The following is a 20,275-nucleotide window of genomic DNA, read 5'->3' on the forward strand; positions in this document are numbered from 1 at the left end:
GATTGCAACTTAACCTACTGAAGGCGTCGGATCGTCGCCTTTGATGATGTCACGCTTAACCTCTGTCACTGTGTCGCCTTTGGCATTATGCAGGTGCACTTCGAGTTGGTTAAAGGCGATATCAATATTGTTTTCACGACATAAACGATCAACTGCGCGGTTCAGTTCATCGACCGTGTGGCTGCGATCCCGCAGTTCGCGAACGTATAAACGCAGTTCATGATCCAGCGTGCTGGCGCCGAAAGCCGTAAAGAACACTGCGGGTTCAGGATCATGCATCACTTTCGGATGTTCCGTTGCCGCCTGCAGCAGCACTTTCTTCACTTTATCCAGATCTGAACCATAAGCCACACCAATACGAATAACCAAACGTGTGGTGGTATCGGACAGTGACCAGTTGATCAGACGCTCCGTCACAAACGCCTTATTCGGGATAATGACCTCTTTACGATCGAAGTCGGTAATCGTTGTGGCACGAATACGGATCTTGCTGACCGTACCGGAGAACGTACCAATGGTAACCGTATCGCCAATACGTACCGGACGTTCAAACAGAATAATCAGGCCCGAGACGAAGTTACCGAAGATTTCCTGTAAGCCAAAACCCAGACCAACCGACAGGGCCGCTGCCAGCCACTGGAGTTTGTCCCACGATACGCCGAGCGATCCGAAGACTGTCATTGCCCCGATAGCGATAATCGCGTAATTGAGGATCGTGGTGATGGCATACGATGCGCCCTGGCGCATTTTGAGTCGCGACAGCACCAGCACTTCGAGCAGACCTGGTAAGTTGCGGATCAACGCCCACGCCACCATCGAGGCAATAATGGCAAACAGCAAACTGCCCATGGTGACATCTTTCACCACCGCTGCTCCCGCTTCAGTACCGTTGTAATGCCAAAGCGTAATGCTGTCGAGATAACTAAACACGGTGATCAGATCGGACCAAATTGCCCAGAACAGAACACCAAACAGAGCCACCATCAACAGCATCGTAATACGCAGCGTTTGCTGGTTTACCTGCTCCAGAGCGATAGTCGGTTCTTCCTGCGGTTCTGCGCCTTCGGCCCCTTCTTTTACCAGATTCTGACGACGCGCTAACGCACGCCGCCAGGCAATGCGTCGTGCCGCCACGCTCAACCCACGCAGCACCGTCTGGTATAGCAGGTTCCAGACAATAACCAGATAAACCGTTTCAATCCAACGGCCGGACAGGCGCAGCGTGGTATAGAAATAACCGGTCGCCGTCAGCACCATCAACGCAATCGGGATAATAGACAGTACGGTGATAGTGACCAGACGCAGACCGTGCGACTCTTTGTCACGCCAGCTTTCACGGCACATTGGCCACACCAGGAAGGCGATCAGCAGCAGGTTGAAGAAAATAACGACTTGCCCTAATACATCGTCCATCAGATTAAGCGGCGACAGTTCAGCAATAACCGACCAGAAGTTAAGCGGCAACAGCGCAAGGCTAATACGCACAATCTGGCGACGCCAGTGGCTGGTCTGTTTCGCTGGCATGCCAAAATGACGTATCGCCACGCCATCTTTTTCCAGTACCTTCCAGCACAGACCAAACACCAGCCAGAAAACGGTCATCTTCTTACTGAATGCCCACAGCAGATCGCTGACGTTTAATTGCATCGTCAGCAGGATCAAGCCTACGGCGAGAATTATCAGACATGCAGGTAAGGCTCTGATCAAATCAATCAGTATCGCTTTTGGCGTATTAAGCTGGCTGTCATTACGCAGGTTACCCACCGCGGCGGCGAGTTTTGCCTGATATTCTTTCAGCCATTTCAGGCGCCAGCGGATAAGCCCGGCAATAAGCAGCAACGGCAGACCGGCCAGGAACGCAATGAATACCGCCGGCCAGGCTTTTTCCCAGTTCACGGTAATTTTCATCGACTTAAACTGGTCTTTAAGCGTTTGCGGGAACGCCTTTATCCAGTCCCAGTCCATCGGGCGGTTACTGTTTACCCAGAAGATTTGCTGCGTGAGGATCCCTTTCAGGTTTTTCGATACGCTCATTAACTGCTGTTGATTAATTTGCAGGTTAATGGCCATCATCAATTGGTTACCCAACTGCTTATTCAACTGGTCCAACAGTTCACGACGCATATCCACAACCTGCAGCAGGGCATCATGGACTTCGCCATTCACTTCATTGCTGTGCCCTTCTTCTAGTTTGGCGACAAACGCATCATTCTGGAATAGCGCATCACGCTGCTGGTTGACCTCAAATTGCTCCAGACGTAAGTCGGCAATACGGTTGGTCATATCGGCAAGTTCATCTGCCGACGGCAGCGTTTGCTGCTGCTGGTACAGAATACGTGACAACAGCAGGCTGCCTTTCAGCACGGCGATTTGTTCTTTAATATTGCGTTCGGATTGCAGCGCACGATCAAGCCAGTTTTTGACTTTAATGTTTTGCTGCATCAGCGCGTTGCCGTTTTCGGTGGCAGATATCAGACGCTGACTGAGCTGATGGTTAATATCAAGTTCTTGTTTAACTAGCGGGTTGGTCTGGATACGTGCCGCTTCGTCTGGTGTTACCGCTTCCTGCGCCGTCTTTTCGGTTAGCGTCAGACGTTTGCTGTTCACCGCTTCCTGCAGCAACTGAAGCTGATGTTCAAGACGATTCGTATTCGCCGTTACATAATCACGCTGTTTCTGCAAGGTATCCTGCAAAACCGTGTTGCCTTCCAGACTCTTACGCTGTTGATCGATCTGCGCGCTCAGCAACGCTTGCTGCGCCTGCAGCAACACCTGTTGGCTGGGGCGTAATGCCGCCTCACCCACATTAGTCCCATCCAGGCGATTACGGATTTGCTGCATTTGCTGTGATGCGGTGTACATCGCATTTTGCACACGCTCTGGCTGCGTTTGCAGCGAAACCAACTGACTGTTGTAGGCTGCAAGGTCGTTTTGCGCGCTTTGCAGATCGTCCAGCACCTGGGCGACACGAGATTCAAGCTGGCGCAAAGAGAGCGTGCTCAGCGTTTTTCGCGTTTCATCGTCATTATCGACATCGCTGAGTGAATTCAACGCATCCGTTGCCTGGCGCATTTTCTCCGGCGCTTGAGCCACTTTCTGACGAAGCTGTACGGTCTCATCTTTTACGCGATCTATTTTATCCAGTGTGGCAATAGTATCGATGAGATCCTGCTGAACCAGTTTGTCCTGCGCGGAAAGATCTTTTTGTTTATTCAGCGTATCCAACTGGCTCTGAATATCCGCTTTTGTCGGCAGTTCACCATTCTGTTGCGCCCGCGCAAATGCTGATGACTGGCTGGACAGCAGTAGAATGAAGAAAAGAATGCTTATAGCAATAAGATGCTGTGAACGTTTATAGAGCTGCAACATAGTCATGAGAATGAACGTTTCTGAACCGGGAAAGTGACCGAAAATAGTCAAGCGGCAAGAATATCACGGCTGTGACGGACAGAATAGCAGGAGGGAAACCCTCCAGGAGAATTCCTGGTATTAGGTCCGAAAGTTAGCTCGCCTCTGCGACCTTCACACGCAGTGTCGGACAAAGCAGACACATCTCCAGTAGCACCGCAACGTAGTCGCGCGCCTCTTTTCGCAAATCAAACGATTCGGGCGCAAATAACCAGTTCTCAATGATCCCGGAGATATAACTCCGCAGTAGCACTGCCACACGGCGCGTATTCAGATTCTCTGGCAACATGTTTGCAGCCATACAGTGTCGCAGCGTTTGTTCGATCCGGTCATAGTTTTCAAGACACAGGCTGCGTTGAACCAGTTGAACTGTTGCTATTTCCCCGACAAATTCGCATTTGTGGAATATAATCTCCATCAATAAACGTCGGCGTTCTTCAGTCACAGTCGCTTCAAGAACGTAAACTAATATTTCTCTTAATACTGATAGTGGATCGTCGGGGAATTTTGCCTGATACTCAGTTTCTAACTCATCAATGTTAGGTTTTGCTAGCTCCCAGATTTCACTGAATAAATCCGACTTGTTTTTGAAATGCCAATAGATAGCGCCGCGAGTTACACCAGCGGCTTTTGCGATCTCCGCAAGCGAGGTGGATGATACCCCTTGCTGCGAAAACAAACGCAGGGCAACATCCAGAATGTGCTGCCGTGTTTCCTGTGCTTGTTGTTTGGTTTTTCGTGCCATATGTCAGTGAATTTACAGGCGTTAGATTTACATACATTTGTGAATGTATGTACCATAGCACGACGATAATATAAACGCAGCAATGGGTTTATGGGCTTTAAGCCATTGATCAATTTGAAATCGGACACTCGAGGTTTACATATGAACAAAAACAGAGGGTTAACGCCTCTGGCAGTCGTTCTGATGCTCTCAGGCAGCTTAGCGCTAACAGGATGTGACGACAAACAGGCCCAACAAGGGGGCCAGCAGATGCCAGAAGTTGGAGTTGTGACGCTCAAAACTGAACCTCTACAGATCACAACTGAGCTCCCAGGTCGCACCAGTGCTTTTCGCATTGCGGAAGTTCGCCCTCAGGTCAGCGGTATTATCCTGAAGCGTAACTTTACCGAAGGCGGCGACATTGAAGCGGGTGTGTCTCTCTATCAGATTGATCCTGCTACTTACCAGGCCGCGTACGAAAGTGCGAAAGGCGATCTGGCCAAAGCACAAGCAGCGGCAAATATCGCTCAGTTGACGGTTAAACGTTATCAGAAACTGTTAGGTACGAAGTACATCAGTCAACAGGACTACGATAGCGCGCAGGCAGATGCACAACAGGCGAACGCTGCTGTTGTCGCTGCGAAAGCCGCGGTAGAAACCGCACGTATCAATCTGGCCTATACCAAAGTCACGTCGCCAATCAGCGGCCGCATTGGTAAGTCATCCGTTACTGAAGGTGCACTGGTGCAAAACGGTCAGGCGACCGCACTGGCGACCGTTCAGCAGTTGGATCCCATCTATGTCGATGTGACGCAGTCAAGTAACGATTTCCTGCGCCTGAAACAAGAGTTGGCCAATGGCACGCTGAAACAAGAGAACGGTAAAGCGAAAGTCGAACTGGTCACCAGCGACGGTATTAAATTCCCGCAGTCCGGTACGCTGGAGTTTTCGGATGTGACGGTTGATCAAACTACTGGGTCAATTACGTTACGCGCAATCTTCCCGAACCCGGATCACACCTTACTGCCGGGTATGTTCGTCCGTGCGCGTTTGGAAGAAGGGACAAACCCAACGGCGTTACTGGTTCCACAGCAAGGCGTTACCCGCACACCGCGTGGCGATGCCAGTGCATTGGTTATCGGTGCTGATGACAAAGTTGAAACGCGTCAAATTGTGGCAGCACAAGCAATTGGCGACAAATGGTTAGTCACTGAAGGACTTAAGCCGGGCGACCGTGTGATTGTAAGTGGGCTGCAGAAAGTTCGTCCTGGCGCTCAGGTTAAAGCGCAGGAAGTCACCGCGGATAATAACCAGCCAGCCGCAAGCGGTAGCCAGCCTGAACAGTCCAAGTCTTAACTTAAACAGGAGCCGTTAAGACATGCCTAATTTCTTTATCGATCGCCCCATATTTGCGTGGGTGATCGCCATTATCATCATGTTGGCAGGGGGGCTCGCGATCCTCAAATTGCCGGTAGCGCAATATCCTACTATTGCACCTCCGGCAGTGACGATCTCCGCGACCTACCCTGGCGCTGATGCCAAAACAGTACAGGATACTGTTACGCAGGTTATCGAACAGAATATGAACGGTATCGATAACCTGATGTACATGTCCTCAAACAGTGACTCCACGGGTACCGTGCAGATCACCTTAACCTTCCAGTCCGGTACTGATGCAGATATCGCGCAGGTACAGGTGCAGAACAAACTGCAGCTGGCCATGCCGTTGCTGCCTCAGGAAGTACAGCAGCAAGGGGTTAGCGTTGAGAAGTCATCCAGCAGCTTCCTGATGGTTGTTGGTGTTATCAACACCGATGGCACCATGACGCAGGAAGATATCTCGGATTACGTCGCCGCTAACATGAAAGACACCATCAGCCGTACTTCAGGCGTCGGTGACGTGCAGCTGTTCGGTTCACAGTACGCGATGCGTATCTGGATGGACCCAACCGAACTGAACAAATACCAGCTTACGCCGGTAGATGTGATTTCCGCGATTAAAGCACAGAACGCCCAGGTTGCAGCCGGCCAGCTTGGTGGTACGCCACCCGTGAAAGGCCAGCAACTGAACGCCTCTATCATTGCTCAGACGCGTCTGACCTCCACCGACGAATTCGGCAAAATTCTGCTGAAAGTGAACCAGGATGGCTCCCAGGTTCGTCTGCGCGATGTAGCGAAGATTGAACTGGGTGGTGAAAACTACGACATCATTGCGAAGTTCAACGGCAAGCCTGCGTCTGGTCTGGGTATCAAACTGGCTACCGGTGCGAACGCCCTGGATACCGCAGCGGCTATCCGTGCTGAACTGGTGAAGATGGAACCGTTCTTCCCATCAGGCCTGAAAATTGTTTATCCGTATGACACAACACCGTTCGTGAAAATCTCTATTCACGAAGTTGTGAAGACGCTGGCGGAAGCAATCATCCTCGTGTTCCTGGTTATGTATCTGTTCCTGCAGAACTTCCGCGCGACGTTGATTCCGACCATCGCCGTCCCGGTCGTCTTGTTGGGTACTTTTGCTGTGCTGGCGATTTTCGGCTTCTCGATAAACACGCTAACGATGTTCGGGATGGTGCTCGCCATCGGCCTGTTGGTGGATGATGCCATCGTGGTGGTCGAGAACGTTGAACGTGTCATGGCCGAAGAAGGGCTACCGCCGAAAGAAGCAACGCGTAAATCAATGGGCCAGATTCAGGGCGCATTGGTGGGTATCGCGATGGTACTGTCAGCGGTATTTATCCCAATGGCCTTCTTCGGGGGGTCTACCGGTGCGATTTACCGTCAGTTCTCCATCACCATTGTTTCCGCAATGGCGTTGTCTGTACTGGTGGCGTTGATTCTGACCCCAGCCCTGTGTGCAACCATGCTTAAACCGATTGCTAAAGGCGATCATGGCGAAGGCAAAACGGGCTTCTTCGGTTGGTTCAACCGCATGTTCGATAAGAGCACGCACCACTACACCGATAGCGTAGGCGGTATTCTACGCAGCACCGGTCGTTACCTGGCGCTGTATCTGATCATCGTCGTCGGCATGGCCTATCTGTTTGTGCGCCTGCCAAGCTCCTTCCTGCCAGATGAAGACCAGGGTGTATTCCTGACCATGGCTCAGCTGCCAGCGGGTGCAACGCAAGAGCGTACCCAGAAAGTGCTGGACGAAGTGACGGATTACTACCTGACCAAAGAAAAAGCGAACGTTGAATCGGTGTTTGCGGTTAACGGCTTCGGCTTTGCTGGTCGTGGTCAGAACACCGGTATCGCATTCGTCTCTCTGAAAGACTGGAGTGAACGTCCAGGTGAAGAGAACAAGGTAGAAGCGATTACTCAGCGTGCGATGGGGGCGTTCTCGCAGATTAAAGACGCCATGGTATTCGCCTTTAACCTGCCAGCAATCGTAGAACTGGGCACCGCGACGGGCTTCGACTTCCAGTTGATTGACCAGGCCGGTCTGGGCCATGAAAAATTGACTCAGGCGCGTAACCAGTTGTTTGGTGAAGTCGCGAAACATCCTGATCTATTGGTGGGCGTACGTCCTAACGGTCTGGAAGATACTCCGCAATTCAAGATCGATATCGATCAGGAAAAAGCGCAGGCTCTGGGTGTTTCCATTAGTGACATTAATACAACGCTGGGCGCAGCATGGGGCGGAAGCTACGTGAACGACTTCATCGACCGTGGTCGTGTGAAGAAAGTTTACGTCATGTCTGAAGCCAAATACCGTATGTTGCCGGAAGATATTGGAAACTGGTATGTCCGCGGTAGCGATGGACAAATGGTGCCGTTCTCTGCGTTCTCTTCCTCGCGTTGGGAATATGGTTCACCGCGTCTGGAACGCTATAATGGTCTGCCATCCATGGAAATCCTGGGCCAGGCCGCACCGGGTAAAAGTACCGGTGAAGCGATGGCAATGATGGAGCAACTGGCCAGCAAACTGCCATCCGGTATTGGCTATGACTGGACGGGCATGTCCTACCAGGAACGACTGTCCGGTAACCAGGCTCCTGCCCTGTATGCGATTTCACTGATCGTCGTCTTCCTGTGCCTGGCGGCATTGTACGAGAGCTGGTCAATTCCGTTCTCCGTTATGCTGGTCGTTCCACTGGGGGTTATCGGTGCGCTGCTGGCAGCAACGTTCCGTGGTTTGACCAACGACGTTTACTTCCAGGTGGGCCTGCTCACAACCATTGGGTTGTCGGCGAAGAACGCGATATTGATCGTCGAATTCGCCAAAGACTTGATGGATAAAGAAGGTAAAGGCCTGGTAGAAGCGACGCTGGACGCGGTTCGTATGCGTTTACGTCCGATTCTGATGACATCGTTAGCCTTTATCCTCGGCGTAATGCCGCTGGTTATCAGCTCCGGTGCTGGTAGTGGCGCGCAGAACGCCGTCGGTACTGGCGTAATGGGCGGGATGGTCACAGCAACCGTATTGGCTATCTTCTTTGTTCCGGTGTTCTTTGTGGTGGTCCGCCGCCGCTTTAGCCGCAAGAACGAAGATGTTGAACATAGCCACTCAGTTGAGCATCATTGATACATTCCTAAAGATAAGGCCGCGCAAGCGGCCTTTTTTCTGGAAAAAAATCATAAAAAGCGCTTATTGCGATTTCGTTTATTTTCTCTGGTTTAAATAAGCGATATAATCCTTATGAGCTTAGAGGCTATTCTTAAAAAACGTCACGAACCCTTATTTACCTAAATAAATATTAAGACTATTCCTGGTTTTCGTTCACAGAGTCGGTTGTCGCCTTTCGTTACTAAACCTAAACGAGATAACGTGATGATTGGCCGAGAATAACGAAGTTGTTCCATTTCGAATACCGGCATTCATCTGTTAAAATGTAAAAACGGGACTGCATCATAATTTTACATAATTGTAATTTTTCGTGATATGACGATGAAATCTTTTTTAGAGTAGATTATAGTTAAATCATCAGGAGTCGCGGGCAAGTTCCAGGTCGTTTGTTGTATCCATCCCGAAAGGTGTTCGGTTAGTCTAAACCACTAAGAAGGGGATGCGTTATGGATGAATACTCACCGAAAAGACATGATATCGCGCAGCTTAAATTTCTCTGCGAAACCCTGTATCATGACTGTCTTGCAAACCTTGAACAAAGCAACCATGGTTGGGTCAATGACCCTACCTCTGCAACCAGCTTGCAGCTCAATGAACTGATAGAGCATATTGCAACCTTCGCACTTAATTATAAAATTAAGTACAATGAGGACAATAAGCTGATCGCGCAGATTGATGAATACCTGGATGACACTTTTATGTTGTTCAGTAGTTATGGTATTAATACGCAGGATCTACAGAAATGGCGGAAGTCAGGTAATCGACTGTTTCGCTGTTTTGTCAATGCCACCAGGGCTAATCCTGTCAGTTTGTCTTGTTAAAAATTATTACAATCATAGGTAAGAGTTATGTCCGATAAACCATTAACTAAAACAGATTATTTGATGCGCCTGCGACGCTGTCAAACAATTGACACGCTTGAACGTGTTATTGAGAAAAATAAATATGAATTATCTGACAATGAACTGGCTGTATTTTACTCAGCCGCCGATCATCGTCTTGCTGAATTGACCATGAATAAGCTCTACGACAAGATCCCAACATCTGTTTGGAAATTTATTCGTTAATTGCTCATGAGGTTAAGTCAGGTATCGCGAAACATTTGTTTGTCTGACTGACCATTTCCCGTACCAACAACCATTATTTAATTCAAATCACGTGATTGCGATCACAGCGAGAAAGCGGGAACGTTCCCCTTCCCTGCATTGCGTTTTACTGTACTGTGACTGCCTACCAGTAAACGGGAAAGTTCGTAATGAGTGAAGAGAAGAAAAAGATGATCGCCGGCGAATTGTATCGCCCGGCAGATGAAACGTTGCGCAACGACCGTCTCCGCGCACGCCAACTCATCCACCGATACAATGCCACCGCACCCGATGCGCAGAGTGAACGTCAGGCTATCTTGCGCGATCTGTTGGGTCAAAGCGAAGACGCTTACATTGAGCCCTCTTTTCGTTGCGACTACGGGTATAACATTTATCTCGGCAAAGCGTTTTACGCCAACTTCGACTGCGTCATGCTTGATGTCTGCCCAATCCACATCGGTGATAACTGTATGCTGGCACCGGGAGTCCATATCTATACGGCAACTCATCCACTGGACGCTAACGAACGCAACAGCGGGGTTGAACTAGGGAAACCTGTAACTATCGGGAATAATGTCTGGATCGGAGGGCGAGCAGTCATTAATCCGGGTGTAACACTGGGCGACAACGTGGTTGTGGCGTCAGGTGCAGTGGTGACTAAAAGCGTTCCGGCAAACACCGTCGTCGGAGGCAATCCGGCACGGATCATCAAAACACTGTGATCTGATATGTAACTGTTATGCTAAATTGTGGTTAATCTGTTACTTTTCTCAGACAGTATCCCCTTTTAAAATGGGCCGATCCCTCCTGACTATTGCAGATTTCACGAAGGCAAGAGATGACAGAAATACAACGCCTGCTTACCGAAACCATCGACGACTTAAATATTCGCGAAAAGCGCGACAACAAACCGCGCTTTGGCATCAGCTTTATTCGTAAACATCCAGGGCTATTTATCGGCATGTATGTTGCGTTTTTTGCCACGCTGGCAGTAATGCTGCAATCAGAAACGCTGGTCGATTCGGTATGGCTGTTGGTTGTACTGTTCGCCTTACTCAATGCCTTTTTCTTTTTTGATGTTGCGCCGCGTTACCGCTTTGAAGACATTGATGTACTGGATTTCAGAGTCTGCTATAACGGTGAATGGTACAACACGCGCTTTGTGCCACCCTCGCTCATCGACACTATCCTGCACTCTCCCCACGTCGACAGTGAGCATAAGGCCCAACTGCAAAAAATGATAACGCGGAAAGGCGAACTGTCATTTTATGATGTCTTCACACTCACCCGCGCGCAGGCCAGTCAGTAATCACGCCCTGTCACAAACAAAAAAAGTGCGTCCCCCGAGGGGAACGCACTTCAGTCCCTGTAATGCTGGCAAAGTGACTAACGTCTTTTTTTACGGCCCTGTACCGCTTTAAACCGCGGATTCGTTTTGCAGATGACGTACAAACGCCCTTTGCGTTTGACTATCTGGCAGTCAGGGTGCCGCTGTTTGGCGCTGCGAAGTGAATTGAGTACCTGCATCTTAACCTCGCTTAGTGCCAATAAAGTGGCCGAAACGTTTCTGGAAACGCGCCGCGCTGCCTTCGTTATCGAAGGTTTTTTGTTTACCGGTGTAGTACGGATGTGACTTAGACGAGATATCAAGCGTTACGTACGGGTAGATTTGTCCCTCGAACTCAATCTCTCGTTCGGTTTTGATCGTCGAACCGACCTTAAAGTATTCATTGGCACTGGTATCGTGAAACACCACTGGGCGATAAAAAGGATGGATATCCGGTTTCATGGCAACCTCAATTTGTTACGTTATAACATATCCATCAAAATACACCACTCCCATACAGATCTCAACCTGATTTATGCTGTGGGTAATTTATCGGAGTGATAAGTGGCCCTAAATATATGATGCCAATCGAATTGCTTTTTTAGCTTTCGGATATACTTTCTCTACGCTGTGTTAATAAGGATATCACTGTGACAACACGACATCTGATTGGCCTGGTGGCGGGAATACTGGTTCTGTCCATCCTCGTACCGGTGTGTTTAAGCCTGTGGCTGGCACATCGTCAGGTCGAAACGAAATTTATAGATGAGCTTGATTCATTCTCTACCCGGGTCGCTTTGCGTACGGAACGCGTTGGCGAGCAGGCCAAAAAAGCGCTACGCAAAATAGAAGCCTTCCAGGGGGTGCCCTGCTCAGAGGAACATTTGCTGGAAATGCGCCGGTTGTCCTACAGCTACCGTTATATTCAGGAAGTGATGTACCTCAAAGACAATGTTCCACAGTGTTCCTCCCTTGAAAAAAGGAGCCTGGCTGCTGCGTTTCCGCCGCCAATGAAAATGACACCTGATGGCTATCGCGCCTGGTTAACCTCGCAAAACGACCTCGGAATACAGCGTTTTATGGCGGCGCTCGGTAGCGAACATTATGTAGTGATGATCGATCCGGGATCGTTCATTGATGTTATCCCTTTTGGTTCATGGCCTATCGAAGTCGCCATTGTGGGTACAGTAAGCAACGTCGTGGTGGCCAGTAGTGCCGATCTCCCCTTGGACGTGTTGCATCAACTGCAAAAAGACAGTTCTATCAGCCATTTTCAAAAAGAGGGCAGTATTTATAATTCTCGCCCTTTCCCCGAACTGGGTATCACGATCGTCAGCTGGGCGTCGACATTACCTTTGCAAAAATCCTGGCACCGACAGGCGCTTATCTGGCTCCCGGTAGGGATTATTATTGGCCTGCTCACCGCCTTCTTTATTCTGCGTATTTTGCGCTGCTTGCAGTCCCCCCATCACCAATTGCAAGACGCCATTCAGAACCGGGCTATCAAGGTCCATTACCAGCCCATTATTTCGCTCAAAACGGGAAAGGTCGTGGGTGCAGAAGCACTGGCCCGCTGGCGACAAGCTGACGGTAGCTATCTCTCACCCGATATTTTTATCCCCCTGGCCGAAGAGACCGGCCTGACAGAACCTCTCACACATTTGATTATTGAAAACGTCTTCGAGGATCTGGGTAAATGGCTGCATCAACATCCTCAACAGCATATATCACTCAACCTTGAGTCGGCCGATTTGAAGTCCGAAACGCTTCCGGCACTGTTAAGCCGCATGGTTAACCACTGGCAACTAAAACCCGCACAAATTGCCCTGGAACTGACTGAGCGTGAATTTGCCGACCCGAAAAACAGCGCACCGTTTATCGCCAAATACCGCCAGGCTGGCCACCCTATTTATATTGATGATTTTGGTACAGGCTATTCCAGCCTGAGTTATTTGCAGGATCTGGATGTGGACATCCTGAAGATAGACAAATCGTTTGTTGATGCGCTGGAATACAATAACGTCACGCCACATATTATCGAGATAGCCAAAACGCTGAAGCTGGAAATGGTGGCAGAAGGCATCGAGACCGAGAACCAGGAAAGCTGGCTACGTCAACATGGCGTACAGTATGGTCAAGGCTGGCTGTACAGCAAAGCACTGCCAAAGGCGGAATTTATTCTGTGGGCGGAAAAACGGCTCTAACATGGCACTGGCGTGTATTGAGATGGCTGGCGGCACGCCGCACAGCCAGTCACGTCACTCTTCCATAATGGGCGAGAATCCACCGTAGATCATTCGCTTGCCATCAAATGGCATAGATTCACCAAACTCCTTCATACGGGGATCGGACATCATCTTCTGGTTCGCCGCATCGCGGACTTCTTTGGAAGGGTATTCAATCCAGCTGAATACCACTTCCTCATGATCCTGCGCTTTGACCGCCATACGAAAATCGGTCAACTTCCCGTCGGGAACATCATCAGCCCAACACTCCACAACGCGCAGCGCGCCGAATTCCTTGAAAAGCGGTGCAGCTTTTGCCGCCATCGCGATATATGCCTCCTTGTTTTCGGCAGGAACGGCAACAACAAAACCATCAACATACTTCATCAGATAAACCTCCGAAGTGTACTGCGCGGCAAGCCGATTCCGGCCGCGTCAGTCGAGGTTAAGTTTAGTCGTCAGCAGGCAATCACGCCGTAGGCTCATTCCGAACACGAATACGTGGCTGCGGCTGATGACGAAACCACGGCAGGCAAATCTGAATTAACGGTCCAATAGCTAACGCATACAGCACCGTTCCAACACCCACGGTTCCACCAAGAAGCCAACCGCTGAGCAAAACCGACACCTCGATTGAGGTCCGGATAGTCCGTACAGACCAACCAGTACGCGCATGAATACCGGTCATCAAGCCGTCACGCGGGCCCGCCCCAAAACCGGCACCGATGTACAGACTGGTCGCTAGCGCATTCAAGATAACCGCCGCCACCAGCAGTCCACTGCGCGTCAGTAGCGATTCAAATCCTGGGATCACCGCCAGCGCAGCATCTGCCGCCAAACCAATCATAATGACATTGCTGAGAGTGCCAAATCCGGGGCGCTGGCGCAGTGGTATCCATGCCAGCAGGACCAGTACCCCCACGGCGATGATCACCAGGCCGATATTCATCGATAATAGATTTGCCACGCCCAGATGAAATACGTTCCACGGGTCAGCCCCTAAATCTGCACGTACAAACATCGCCGTCGAAACGCCGTACAGCGCCAGTCCGACATACAGCTGAAGTAAACGACGCAGCATAATGTTCTCCTCACCTCTCAGATAGCTTTCATCTTCACCGCAATTGGCACTATGATTAATGTCCAGTTTTCAAAAAGTGGACTGCTATGTCATCTCGCCGTTATGGAAGCCAGTCCCTGCAGCGCCTGCTTGGGCACTGGCAGGAGACCCCCTCGCGTACACCTATCTGGCGACAGCTGGCAGAGGCACTGCGCCTGCTGATCCTGGATGGCCGACTGGCGCTGGATACCCGCTTACCCGGCGAACGCGAGCTGGCCGCCGTGCTTGAAGTCAGTCGCACGACGATTGCCAGCGCAATGGCGCAACTGCGGGAAGAAGGGTATCTGGAAAGCCGCCATGGAAGTGGTTCACGCGTGATCCTGCCGGAACATATCCGCCATGTTCCGACGCGAACCGGCACCAGCACCGCGCTGGATTTGTCCATAGCGGCGCTCAGCGCCGGGCCCGAGATTCATCATGCATACCAGCAAGCCCTGCTCGCGATGCCACAGCATTTGCTAAGTTCAGGGTATTTACCCCAGGGGTTGCCAACGCTGCGCGAATCTATTGCCCGGCATTATTGCGAACGCGGATTACCCACACAGCCGGATGAAATAATGGTGGTGAATGGCGCAGTCAGCGGCCTGGCGCTGATCCTGCGTTTGCTCACGGGCCCCGGCGATCGTGTGTTGGTCGATCATCCTACCTATCCGCTCGCCATTGCAGCCATTCAGGGGGCATCCTGCCGCCCCGTTGGCGTGTCGCTGCCTGAACACGGTTGGGATACATCGGGCCTTGTTGCCACTATTGCGCAAACCGCGCCGAGAATGGCCTACCTGATGCCAGATTTTCACAATCCTACCGGACGTTGTATGGATGCGGCGACGCGCCAGGCTATCGCCGATATCTCCGCCAGAACCCGCACGACACTGGTGGTGGACGAAACCATGGTCAATCTGTGGTATGACGCCCCGCCACCACCACCGCTGGCGGCATTCCATGATGGCGCGCCCATCATCATGCTGGGGTCTGCGGGGAAAAGTTTTTGGGGAGGTCTGCGTCTGGGATGGATTCGGGCTTCGTCGCGTACCATTGCCGCGCTGGTACAGACTCGCGACACATTTGATTTAGGATCACCAGTGCTTGAACAGCTTGCCACGGGTTGGTTGCTGGACAATGCGGCCGATTTTCTTCCCGGCAGACGGCAATTGCTCACCACCCGGCGCGATCTGTGCCATAACCTGATGAAGACACATTTCCCGGAGTGGCAGTTTACTCAACCGCAGGGGGGACTCTCTTTCTGGGTTGAATTACCCGATACGCTGGCGACGTTGTTTGCCACCCGCGCCGAAAGTGCAGGTATTCAGTTAGGTACCGGGACGCGCTTCGGCCTGGATGGCGCCTTCGATCGCTTCTTACGCATGCCCTTCGCACTGCCCGATGACACAATGCGCGCGGCCTTCCGGACGTTGCAACCCATTTGGGACAACCTGCGTTTACAGGCAAGTCACGGGAAAATGCGCAAAATAATATGAGCGACGAGTCACAGGACTCGTCCTTGAATGGCGTGATGGGCGAGGATGTCCCGGCAATATTACCGCTGGGGAGGAACCGGGAACCCCTTCAGGGAAATCACAAAATTCTCACCGTCTTTCTTAATTTTCGCCCCGGCATCGCACCAGTCAGAAGCAATACGGAAAAATTCATCGCTACCGACATTCCAGCTCAGACGAACATGTTTCACGTAACCGGAACGGAGCATTTCACAGGCTTCGCCATAATTACAGGCGGTTGAGAGCGGTTGTTGTTTCATTTTTTCTTCTTCAGTAATCTGCGCAGTGCTTTGATTTCTTTAGGAGTCAGTGCTTCAACCACGGATTCTTCCGTATGCTGGCTATCAATATCGTCAGCGGAGACTCCCGCCTCTTCAATGGCGGAAAACGCGATAAGCAGCAATTTTTCCGTCGAGATACTTAGGTTCTCATTATTCACTTCAGCGTAATGACGCAGCTTTTCTTTTAGCGCCTCATCAATTTTGACATTCAATACTGCGGTCGACATCGTAGAAAATCCTTGTGGTCAGCCAAAACACACCGGATGTAAGACCCTGTCGTTACAGCGCGATGGCAGCGGCAAAAGCATCAAATAACATCCCCGAAACACATTGACAGCATTTGATGACAATAAAATGACAATACGATGACAAAGAAAAGAAGATGAGAAGAACCGAGATTGCCGAACGGCAGAATTGGGTGGGGGCCCTGCCAGCTACATCCCGGCACACACGTCATCTGCCCTGGCTGCTTCCTTCCGGACCTGACCTGGTGAACAGAGTAGCGTTGCGGGAGAACCAACAGAGCCCCCATTGAGAGCGTTGTTAACCAACGCGCAGGCGCATTATCACTGCTGCACCCTGTAATTGCAACCCATCCCGCATCGGATGCTGTTTTCTTGTGCAATGAAGCTTCACTACCTCGTCATTCGGGATTATGCTGGGGGATTAGCGCAGGAATAAACGATGGATATACAAGACTCTTTCCCTCAACGCGTCTGGCAAATCGTTGCCGCAATCCCCGAAGGATTCGTCACCACCTATGGCGATGTCGCCAGGCTTGCTGGCTCACCGCGCGCTGCACGCCAGGTGGGTGGTGTACTTAAGCGGCTGCCCGAAGGTAGCACCCTGCCCTGGTATCGAGTAGTTAATCGTCACGGAATGATTTCACTGACAGGGCCTGACCTGCAACGACAACGTCAGGCATTGCTGGCGGAAGGTATTGTGGTTTCAGGGAGTGGACAAATCGATTTACAGCGCTATCGCTGGGTGTACTAACCCCCTCCAGATGGAGAGGGTTAGAATAATTCCCTTAGTACTGTGTCGGGGCAGGAACTGCGGAAGACGGATTCACCTGCGTGGGTGACGTTGACGGCACCGTTGTCGCGGCGCCACCGCTCGGCTGTACTGGAACGGCCGTCTGCTGAACCGGGACCAGGGTCAGATCGGCTTTAGTCCCCCCCTGATTGATCACCGTCTGGACGGTATCAGTAATAAAGACCAGTTTATCATTCACCGTAATCGCCGCACTCAGCAGAATACGGGCGTTCGGCTGAATATCTGCCGGGTTAAACGGGAGCACGAAGCTGAATGGTGCTTGTTTACCCTCGGTACGTACAACTTTTTGCGACAGCACTTTTGACGGCGCATCGGCAAGCGATGCATCTGACAGTGTGACGGTCAGCACAGCATCCGGCGGTAAGGCCACTTTCTGGCGGATCCATACCGTACCAGACACATTCGGCTGTTGAATTTTTGACTGTGTGTCAGCAATTGACGTATTAGGACTTGGCGCAGGTGTTTGAATATCCGCACTTTTACCAGCACAAGCCGCCAGAGCGACCGCAACCGCTAAACCACTTACCATGTGCACGAGTTTCATTAAATTCTCCTTCTCATCTATGCACCAGCGAGAACTTTCCTCGCCAGAAGAGTGGTTAACAAAAACATAACATGACTAAGTGTGGCACAAATTAGCAATTTCTGCTTGTAATAGGCCTGTAATTCAGACAATTGCACCCATCGGACCACTTTTAAAATTGCGTTATACTCTGCCTACCTCGCTGCGAGAACGCTATTACCTGGAGAGCACGTATGAGTCTGGCACTGAAAAATTTGCTGACATTGTTAAATCTGGAAAAAATTGAAGAAGGACTCTTTCGGGGCCAAAGTGAAGACTTAGGGTTACGTCAGGTTTTTGGTGGACAAGTTGTCGGTCAGGCGTTGTACGCCGCGAAAGAGACCGTGCCGGAAGAGCGTCTGGTGCACTCCTTCCACAGCTACTTTTTACGTCCGGGCGATAGCCAAAAGCCCATCATCTATGATGTCGAAGTGCTGCGCGATGGTAACAGCTTCAGCGCCCGCCGCGTTGCCGCGATCCAGAATGGGAAACCCATTTTTTATATGACTGCCTCTTTCCAGGCACCAGAAGATGGGTTTGAGCATCAAAAAGAGATGCCGGCAGCGCCTGGCCCTGAAGAGCTTAAATCAGAAACTGAGATCGCCCGTTCGGTCGCGCACCTGCTGCCGCCGCTGTTGAAAGAAAAATTTATCAACGACCGTCCGTTGGAAGTCCGTCCGGTTGAATTTCATAACCCCTTAAAAGGTCACGTCGCACCTCCGGCGCGCCAGGTATGGATCCGCGCAAACGGCGAGCTGCAGGACGATCTTCGTGTACATCAGTATCTGCTGGGTTACGCCTCTGATCTGAACTTCCTGCCCGTTGCTTTACAACCGTATGGCATTGGTTTTCTGGAAAAAGGGATTCAGATCGCTACGATCGACCATTCTATGTGGTTCCATCGTCCTTTTAATATCAATGAGTGGTTGTTGTACAACGTAGAAAGTACATCGGCCTCCGGTGCCCGGGGGTTTGTCCGCGGGGAGTTTTATACACAGGACGGCGTGCTGGTCGCCTCTACCGTGCAGGAAGGGGTCATGCGTAATCGCAATTGATGTGGCATCCGGCCTACAGACAACATCGTCGTAGGCCGGATAAGCGTTTAGCGCCTTCCGGCAGATTGAAACATCAGGCGTTGTAGGCGTTTTCGCCGTGGCTGTTCACATCCAACCCTTCGCGCTCCTGCTCTTCCGGTACGCGCAGGCCTACCGTCATGTCCGCCAGCTTATAGCCAATGAAGGCTACGACACCGGACCAGACAATAGTGATCGCCACGCTTTCCAGTTGCACCAGCAGCTGATGCCCCATGGTAACGCCTTCGGCAAAGCCCACTCCGCCTAAAGAGCTGGCGGCGAATACGCCAGTCAGGATACAGCCGACAATGCCACAGACACCGTGAACACCGAAGACATCACACGGGTCATCAACGCGCAGAAAGCGCTTCAGCATCGTCACTCCCCACAGCCCCGCCAAACCGGCAACCACGCCGATGATCAACGCCCCACCAACACCGATGTAACCACAGGCAGGCGTCACACCAACCAGACCCGCAATGGCACCAGAACAGGCTCCCAGCAATGATGGTTTGCCACGCAGCGCCCATTCACCGAAGATCCAGCCGAGAATAGCGGCCGCGGTAGCAACAACGGTGTTCACGAAGGCCAGTGCGGCAATTTCATTCGCCATACCCGCGGAGCCCGCGTTAAAGCCGAACCAGCCGATATAGAGAATAGCCGTACCGGTAAAGACCATTGGCAGGTTATGTGGCTTAAACGCTTCTTTGCCAAAACCGACGCGTTTACCAATCAGATAAGCCCCAACCAGGCCGGCAATCGCGGCGTTGATATGGACTACCGTGCCGCCAGCAAAATCCAGCGCACCGTGCGTAGCCAGCAAACCACCGCCCCAGACCATGTGTGCAATAGGAATGTAGGACAGCGTCAGCCACACCACCACAAAAATCAGCACCGCAGAGAAGCGAATACGTTCAGCCAGCGCACCGACAATCAGCCCAACGGTGATGCAAGCGAAAGACCCCTGAAAAGCAACGTGGATGTACTGGTAGAAGCTCCCCGTCACCGCCGTCAGTGCAATATTCTTCAGCATGACCCAGTTGAAGTTGCCGAAGAAATTATTCCCTTCGCCAAAAGCCAGCGAGTAGCCATAAACCACCCACAAAATACAGACCAGAGCGAATGTCACCGTAACCTGGGTCAGCATTGACAGCACGTTCTTACCGCGAATCAAACCGCCGTAGAACAACGCAATGCCAGGAATAGTCATAAACAGCACCAGCGCAGTGCAAATCATCATAAAAGCGTTATCGGCTTTATCCGCAACCGCCGGTGCCGCCATCGCCAGTCCCGGCAGCAGCGCCAGTGATGCAATACCCGTTTTCATCGTTGCTATCTTCATTTTTTGGTT

General features: G+C 51.2%; 20 protein-coding genes and 1 other RNA gene. 10 read left to right on the forward strand and 11 right to left on the reverse strand.

The genetic code is table 11. The features are described from left to right. Positions 1 to 9 precede the first annotated feature (9 nt). Together mscK and acrR are read right to left on the reverse strand one after the other, a co-directional pair. Positions 10 to 3,375, reverse strand: a complete 3,366-nt coding sequence (gene mscK / locus HV261_RS20365) for a mechanosensitive channel MscK (protein ID WP_202039284.1) — start codon at positions 3,373 to 3,375, stop codon at positions 10 to 12. A 127-nt stretch (positions 3,376 to 3,502) separates the two neighbouring features. Beyond that, positions 3,503 to 4,153 carry a multidrug efflux transporter transcriptional repressor AcrR gene (gene acrR, locus HV261_RS20370; protein WP_202039285.1) on the reverse strand — a complete coding sequence of 217 codons (651 nt, stop codon included), beginning with the start codon at positions 4,151 to 4,153 and terminating at the stop codon, positions 3,503 to 3,505. Positions 4,154 to 4,294: 141 nt separating this feature from the next. Here acrR and acrA point away from each other — a divergent pair, with 141 nt between their 5' ends. From acrA to HV261_RS20400, 6 genes are all read left to right on the forward strand, one after another. Then, positions 4,295 to 5,488 (forward strand): multidrug efflux RND transporter periplasmic adaptor subunit AcrA, encoded by a 1,194-nt coding sequence (gene acrA, locus HV261_RS20375; RefSeq protein ID WP_048212410.1) that lies wholly within the window; start codon positions 4,295 to 4,297, stop codon positions 5,486 to 5,488. Between the two features lie 22 nt (positions 5,489 to 5,510). Then, positions 5,511 to 8,660 carry an efflux RND transporter permease AcrB gene (acrB, locus tag HV261_RS20380; RefSeq protein ID WP_137384610.1) on the forward strand — a complete coding sequence of 1,050 codons (3,150 nt, stop codon included), beginning with the start codon at positions 5,511 to 5,513 and terminating at the stop codon, positions 8,658 to 8,660. Positions 8,661 to 9,148: 488 nt separating this feature from the next. Further along, positions 9,149 to 9,523: an Hha toxicity modulator TomB gene (tomB, locus tag HV261_RS20385; RefSeq protein ID WP_003021733.1), complete on the forward strand. Its 375-nt coding sequence runs from the start codon at positions 9,149 to 9,151 to the stop codon at positions 9,521 to 9,523. Positions 9,524 to 9,550: 27 nt separating this feature from the next. Then, complete coding sequence (hha, locus tag HV261_RS20390) at positions 9,551 to 9,769, forward strand: hemolysin expression-modulating protein Hha (RefSeq protein ID WP_002892050.1); 219 nt, start codon at positions 9,551 to 9,553, stop codon at positions 9,767 to 9,769. A 188-nt stretch (positions 9,770 to 9,957) separates the two neighbouring features. Next, positions 9,958 to 10,509, forward strand: a complete 552-nt coding sequence (gene maa, locus HV261_RS20395; RefSeq protein WP_202039286.1) for a maltose O-acetyltransferase — start codon at positions 9,958 to 9,960, stop codon at positions 10,507 to 10,509. Between the two features lie 116 nt (positions 10,510 to 10,625). Beyond that, the gene (locus HV261_RS20400; RefSeq protein WP_202039287.1) at positions 10,626 to 11,096 is read left to right on the forward strand and encodes a YlaC family protein; all 471 of its coding nucleotides are present in this window, start codon (positions 10,626 to 10,628) and stop codon (positions 11,094 to 11,096) included. A 77-nt stretch (positions 11,097 to 11,173) separates the two neighbouring features. Here the strand turns inward: HV261_RS20400 and ykgO are convergent, their stop codons facing one another. Together ykgO and HV261_RS20410 are read right to left on the reverse strand one after the other, a co-directional pair. Beyond that, complete coding sequence (gene ykgO / locus HV261_RS20405) at positions 11,174 to 11,314, reverse strand: type B 50S ribosomal protein L36 (RefSeq protein WP_005125190.1); 141 nt, start codon at positions 11,312 to 11,314, stop codon at positions 11,174 to 11,176. A 1-nt stretch (position 11,315) separates the two neighbouring features. After that, positions 11,316 to 11,576: a type B 50S ribosomal protein L31 gene (locus HV261_RS20410; protein WP_202039288.1), complete on the reverse strand. Its 261-nt coding sequence runs from the start codon at positions 11,574 to 11,576 to the stop codon at positions 11,316 to 11,318. A gap of 188 nt (positions 11,577 to 11,764) precedes the next feature. On the opposite strand from HV261_RS20410, the gene pdeB reads away from it, so the two are divergent. Further along, on the forward strand, positions 11,765 to 13,318 hold the full coding sequence (gene pdeB / locus HV261_RS20415; protein ID WP_202039289.1) for a cyclic di-3',5'-guanosine monophosphate phosphodiesterase PdeB: 1,554 nt from the start codon (positions 11,765 to 11,767) through the stop codon (positions 13,316 to 13,318). 54 nt (positions 13,319 to 13,372) lie between these two features. Here the strand turns inward: pdeB and HV261_RS20420 are convergent, their stop codons facing one another. Together HV261_RS20420 and yczE are read right to left on the reverse strand one after the other, a co-directional pair. Further along, on the reverse strand, positions 13,373 to 13,726 hold the full coding sequence (locus HV261_RS20420; RefSeq protein ID WP_061067436.1) for a DUF1428 domain-containing protein: 354 nt from the start codon (positions 13,724 to 13,726) through the stop codon (positions 13,373 to 13,375). Positions 13,727 to 13,808: 82 nt separating this feature from the next. Further along, positions 13,809 to 14,420: a membrane protein YczE gene (gene yczE / locus HV261_RS20425; RefSeq protein WP_202039290.1), complete on the reverse strand. Its 612-nt coding sequence runs from the start codon at positions 14,418 to 14,420 to the stop codon at positions 13,809 to 13,811. Between the two features lie 86 nt (positions 14,421 to 14,506). On the opposite strand from yczE, the gene yczR reads away from it, so the two are divergent. Continuing rightward, positions 14,507 to 15,934 (forward strand): MocR-like transcription factor YczR, encoded by a 1,428-nt coding sequence (gene yczR / locus HV261_RS20430; protein WP_202039291.1) that lies wholly within the window; start codon positions 14,507 to 14,509, stop codon positions 15,932 to 15,934. Between the two features lie 59 nt (positions 15,935 to 15,993). Here yczR and HV261_RS20435 read toward each other — a convergent pair whose 3' ends face one another. The 3 genes from HV261_RS20435 to ffs all read right to left on the reverse strand — a co-directional run bounded on the left by HV261_RS20435 (position 15,994) and on the right by ffs (position 16,755). Further along, positions 15,994 to 16,212 (reverse strand): hypothetical protein, encoded by a 219-nt coding sequence (locus HV261_RS20435; RefSeq protein ID WP_003021701.1) that lies wholly within the window; start codon positions 16,210 to 16,212, stop codon positions 15,994 to 15,996. Beyond that, complete coding sequence (locus HV261_RS20440; RefSeq protein ID WP_048212417.1) at positions 16,209 to 16,460, reverse strand: hypothetical protein; 252 nt, start codon at positions 16,458 to 16,460, stop codon at positions 16,209 to 16,211. The genes HV261_RS20435 and HV261_RS20440 overlap by 4 nt, the downstream gene beginning before the upstream one ends. Positions 16,461 to 16,658: 198 nt before the next feature. Beyond that, positions 16,659 to 16,755: signal recognition particle sRNA small type (gene ffs, locus HV261_RS20445), an RNA gene on the reverse strand. 162 nt (positions 16,756 to 16,917) lie between these two features. Between ffs and HV261_RS20450 the strand changes: the two genes are divergently transcribed. Then, positions 16,918 to 17,229, forward strand: a complete 312-nt coding sequence (locus HV261_RS20450; RefSeq protein WP_202039292.1) for an MGMT family protein — start codon at positions 16,918 to 16,920, stop codon at positions 17,227 to 17,229. A gap of 34 nt (positions 17,230 to 17,263) precedes the next feature. Here the strand turns inward: HV261_RS20450 and HV261_RS20455 are convergent, their stop codons facing one another. Next, on the reverse strand, positions 17,264 to 17,833 hold the full coding sequence (locus tag HV261_RS20455; RefSeq protein WP_202039293.1) for a YbaY family lipoprotein: 570 nt from the start codon (positions 17,831 to 17,833) through the stop codon (positions 17,264 to 17,266). A gap of 212 nt (positions 17,834 to 18,045) precedes the next feature. Between HV261_RS20455 and tesB the strand changes: the two genes are divergently transcribed. Then, positions 18,046 to 18,906 carry an acyl-CoA thioesterase II gene (tesB, locus tag HV261_RS20460; RefSeq protein WP_199962656.1) on the forward strand — a complete coding sequence of 287 codons (861 nt, stop codon included), beginning with the start codon at positions 18,046 to 18,048 and terminating at the stop codon, positions 18,904 to 18,906. A 73-nt stretch (positions 18,907 to 18,979) separates the two neighbouring features. Here the strand turns inward: tesB and amtB are convergent, their stop codons facing one another. Further along, positions 18,980 to 20,266 carry an ammonium transporter AmtB gene (amtB, locus tag HV261_RS20465; protein ID WP_115600833.1) on the reverse strand — a complete coding sequence of 429 codons (1,287 nt, stop codon included), beginning with the start codon at positions 20,264 to 20,266 and terminating at the stop codon, positions 18,980 to 18,982. Positions 20,267 to 20,275 lie beyond the last annotated feature (9 nt).

It is taken from the genome of Citrobacter sp. RHBSTW-00671 (assembly GCF_014103415.1).
Taxonomy (GTDB): domain Bacteria; phylum Pseudomonadota; class Gammaproteobacteria; order Enterobacterales; family Enterobacteriaceae; genus Citrobacter.

Coding starts and splice junctions, on each gene's coding strand:
- mscK (WP_202039284.1), bottom strand. CDS start 3,375: ATGACTATGTTGCAGCTCTATAAACGTTCACAGCATCTTATTGCTATA.
- acrR (WP_202039285.1), bottom strand. CDS start 4,153: ATGGCACGAAAAACCAAACAACAAGCACAGGAAACACGGCAGCACATT.
- acrA (WP_048212410.1), top strand. CDS start 4,295: ATGAACAAAAACAGAGGGTTAACGCCTCTGGCAGTCGTTCTGATGCTC.
- acrB (WP_137384610.1), top strand. CDS start 5,511: ATGCCTAATTTCTTTATCGATCGCCCCATATTTGCGTGGGTGATCGCC.
- tomB (WP_003021733.1), top strand. CDS start 9,149: ATGGATGAATACTCACCGAAAAGACATGATATCGCGCAGCTTAAATTT.
- hha (WP_002892050.1), top strand. CDS start 9,551: ATGTCCGATAAACCATTAACTAAAACAGATTATTTGATGCGCCTGCGA.
- maa (WP_202039286.1), top strand. CDS start 9,958: ATGAGTGAAGAGAAGAAAAAGATGATCGCCGGCGAATTGTATCGCCCG.
- HV261_RS20400 (WP_202039287.1), top strand. CDS start 10,626: ATGACAGAAATACAACGCCTGCTTACCGAAACCATCGACGACTTAAAT.
- ykgO (WP_005125190.1), bottom strand. CDS start 11,314: ATGCAGGTACTCAATTCACTTCGCAGCGCCAAACAGCGGCACCCTGAC.
- HV261_RS20410 (WP_202039288.1), bottom strand. CDS start 11,576: ATGAAACCGGATATCCATCCTTTTTATCGCCCAGTGGTGTTTCACGAT.
- HV261_RS20420 (WP_061067436.1), bottom strand. CDS start 13,726: ATGAAGTATGTTGATGGTTTTGTTGTTGCCGTTCCTGCCGAAAACAAG.
- yczE (WP_202039290.1), bottom strand. CDS start 14,420: ATGCTGCGTCGTTTACTTCAGCTGTATGTCGGACTGGCGCTGTACGGC.
- yczR (WP_202039291.1), top strand. CDS start 14,507: ATGTCATCTCGCCGTTATGGAAGCCAGTCCCTGCAGCGCCTGCTTGGG.
- HV261_RS20435 (WP_003021701.1), bottom strand. CDS start 16,212: ATGAAACAACAACCGCTCTCAACCGCCTGTAATTATGGCGAAGCCTGT.
- HV261_RS20440 (WP_048212417.1), bottom strand. CDS start 16,460: ATGTCGACCGCAGTATTGAATGTCAAAATTGATGAGGCGCTAAAAGAA.
- HV261_RS20450 (WP_202039292.1), top strand. CDS start 16,918: ATGGATATACAAGACTCTTTCCCTCAACGCGTCTGGCAAATCGTTGCC.
- HV261_RS20455 (WP_202039293.1), bottom strand. CDS start 17,833: ATGAAACTCGTGCACATGGTAAGTGGTTTAGCGGTTGCGGTCGCTCTG.
- tesB (WP_199962656.1), top strand. CDS start 18,046: ATGAGTCTGGCACTGAAAAATTTGCTGACATTGTTAAATCTGGAAAAA.
- amtB (WP_115600833.1), bottom strand. CDS start 20,266: ATGAAGATAGCAACGATGAAAACGGGTATTGCATCACTGGCGCTGCTG.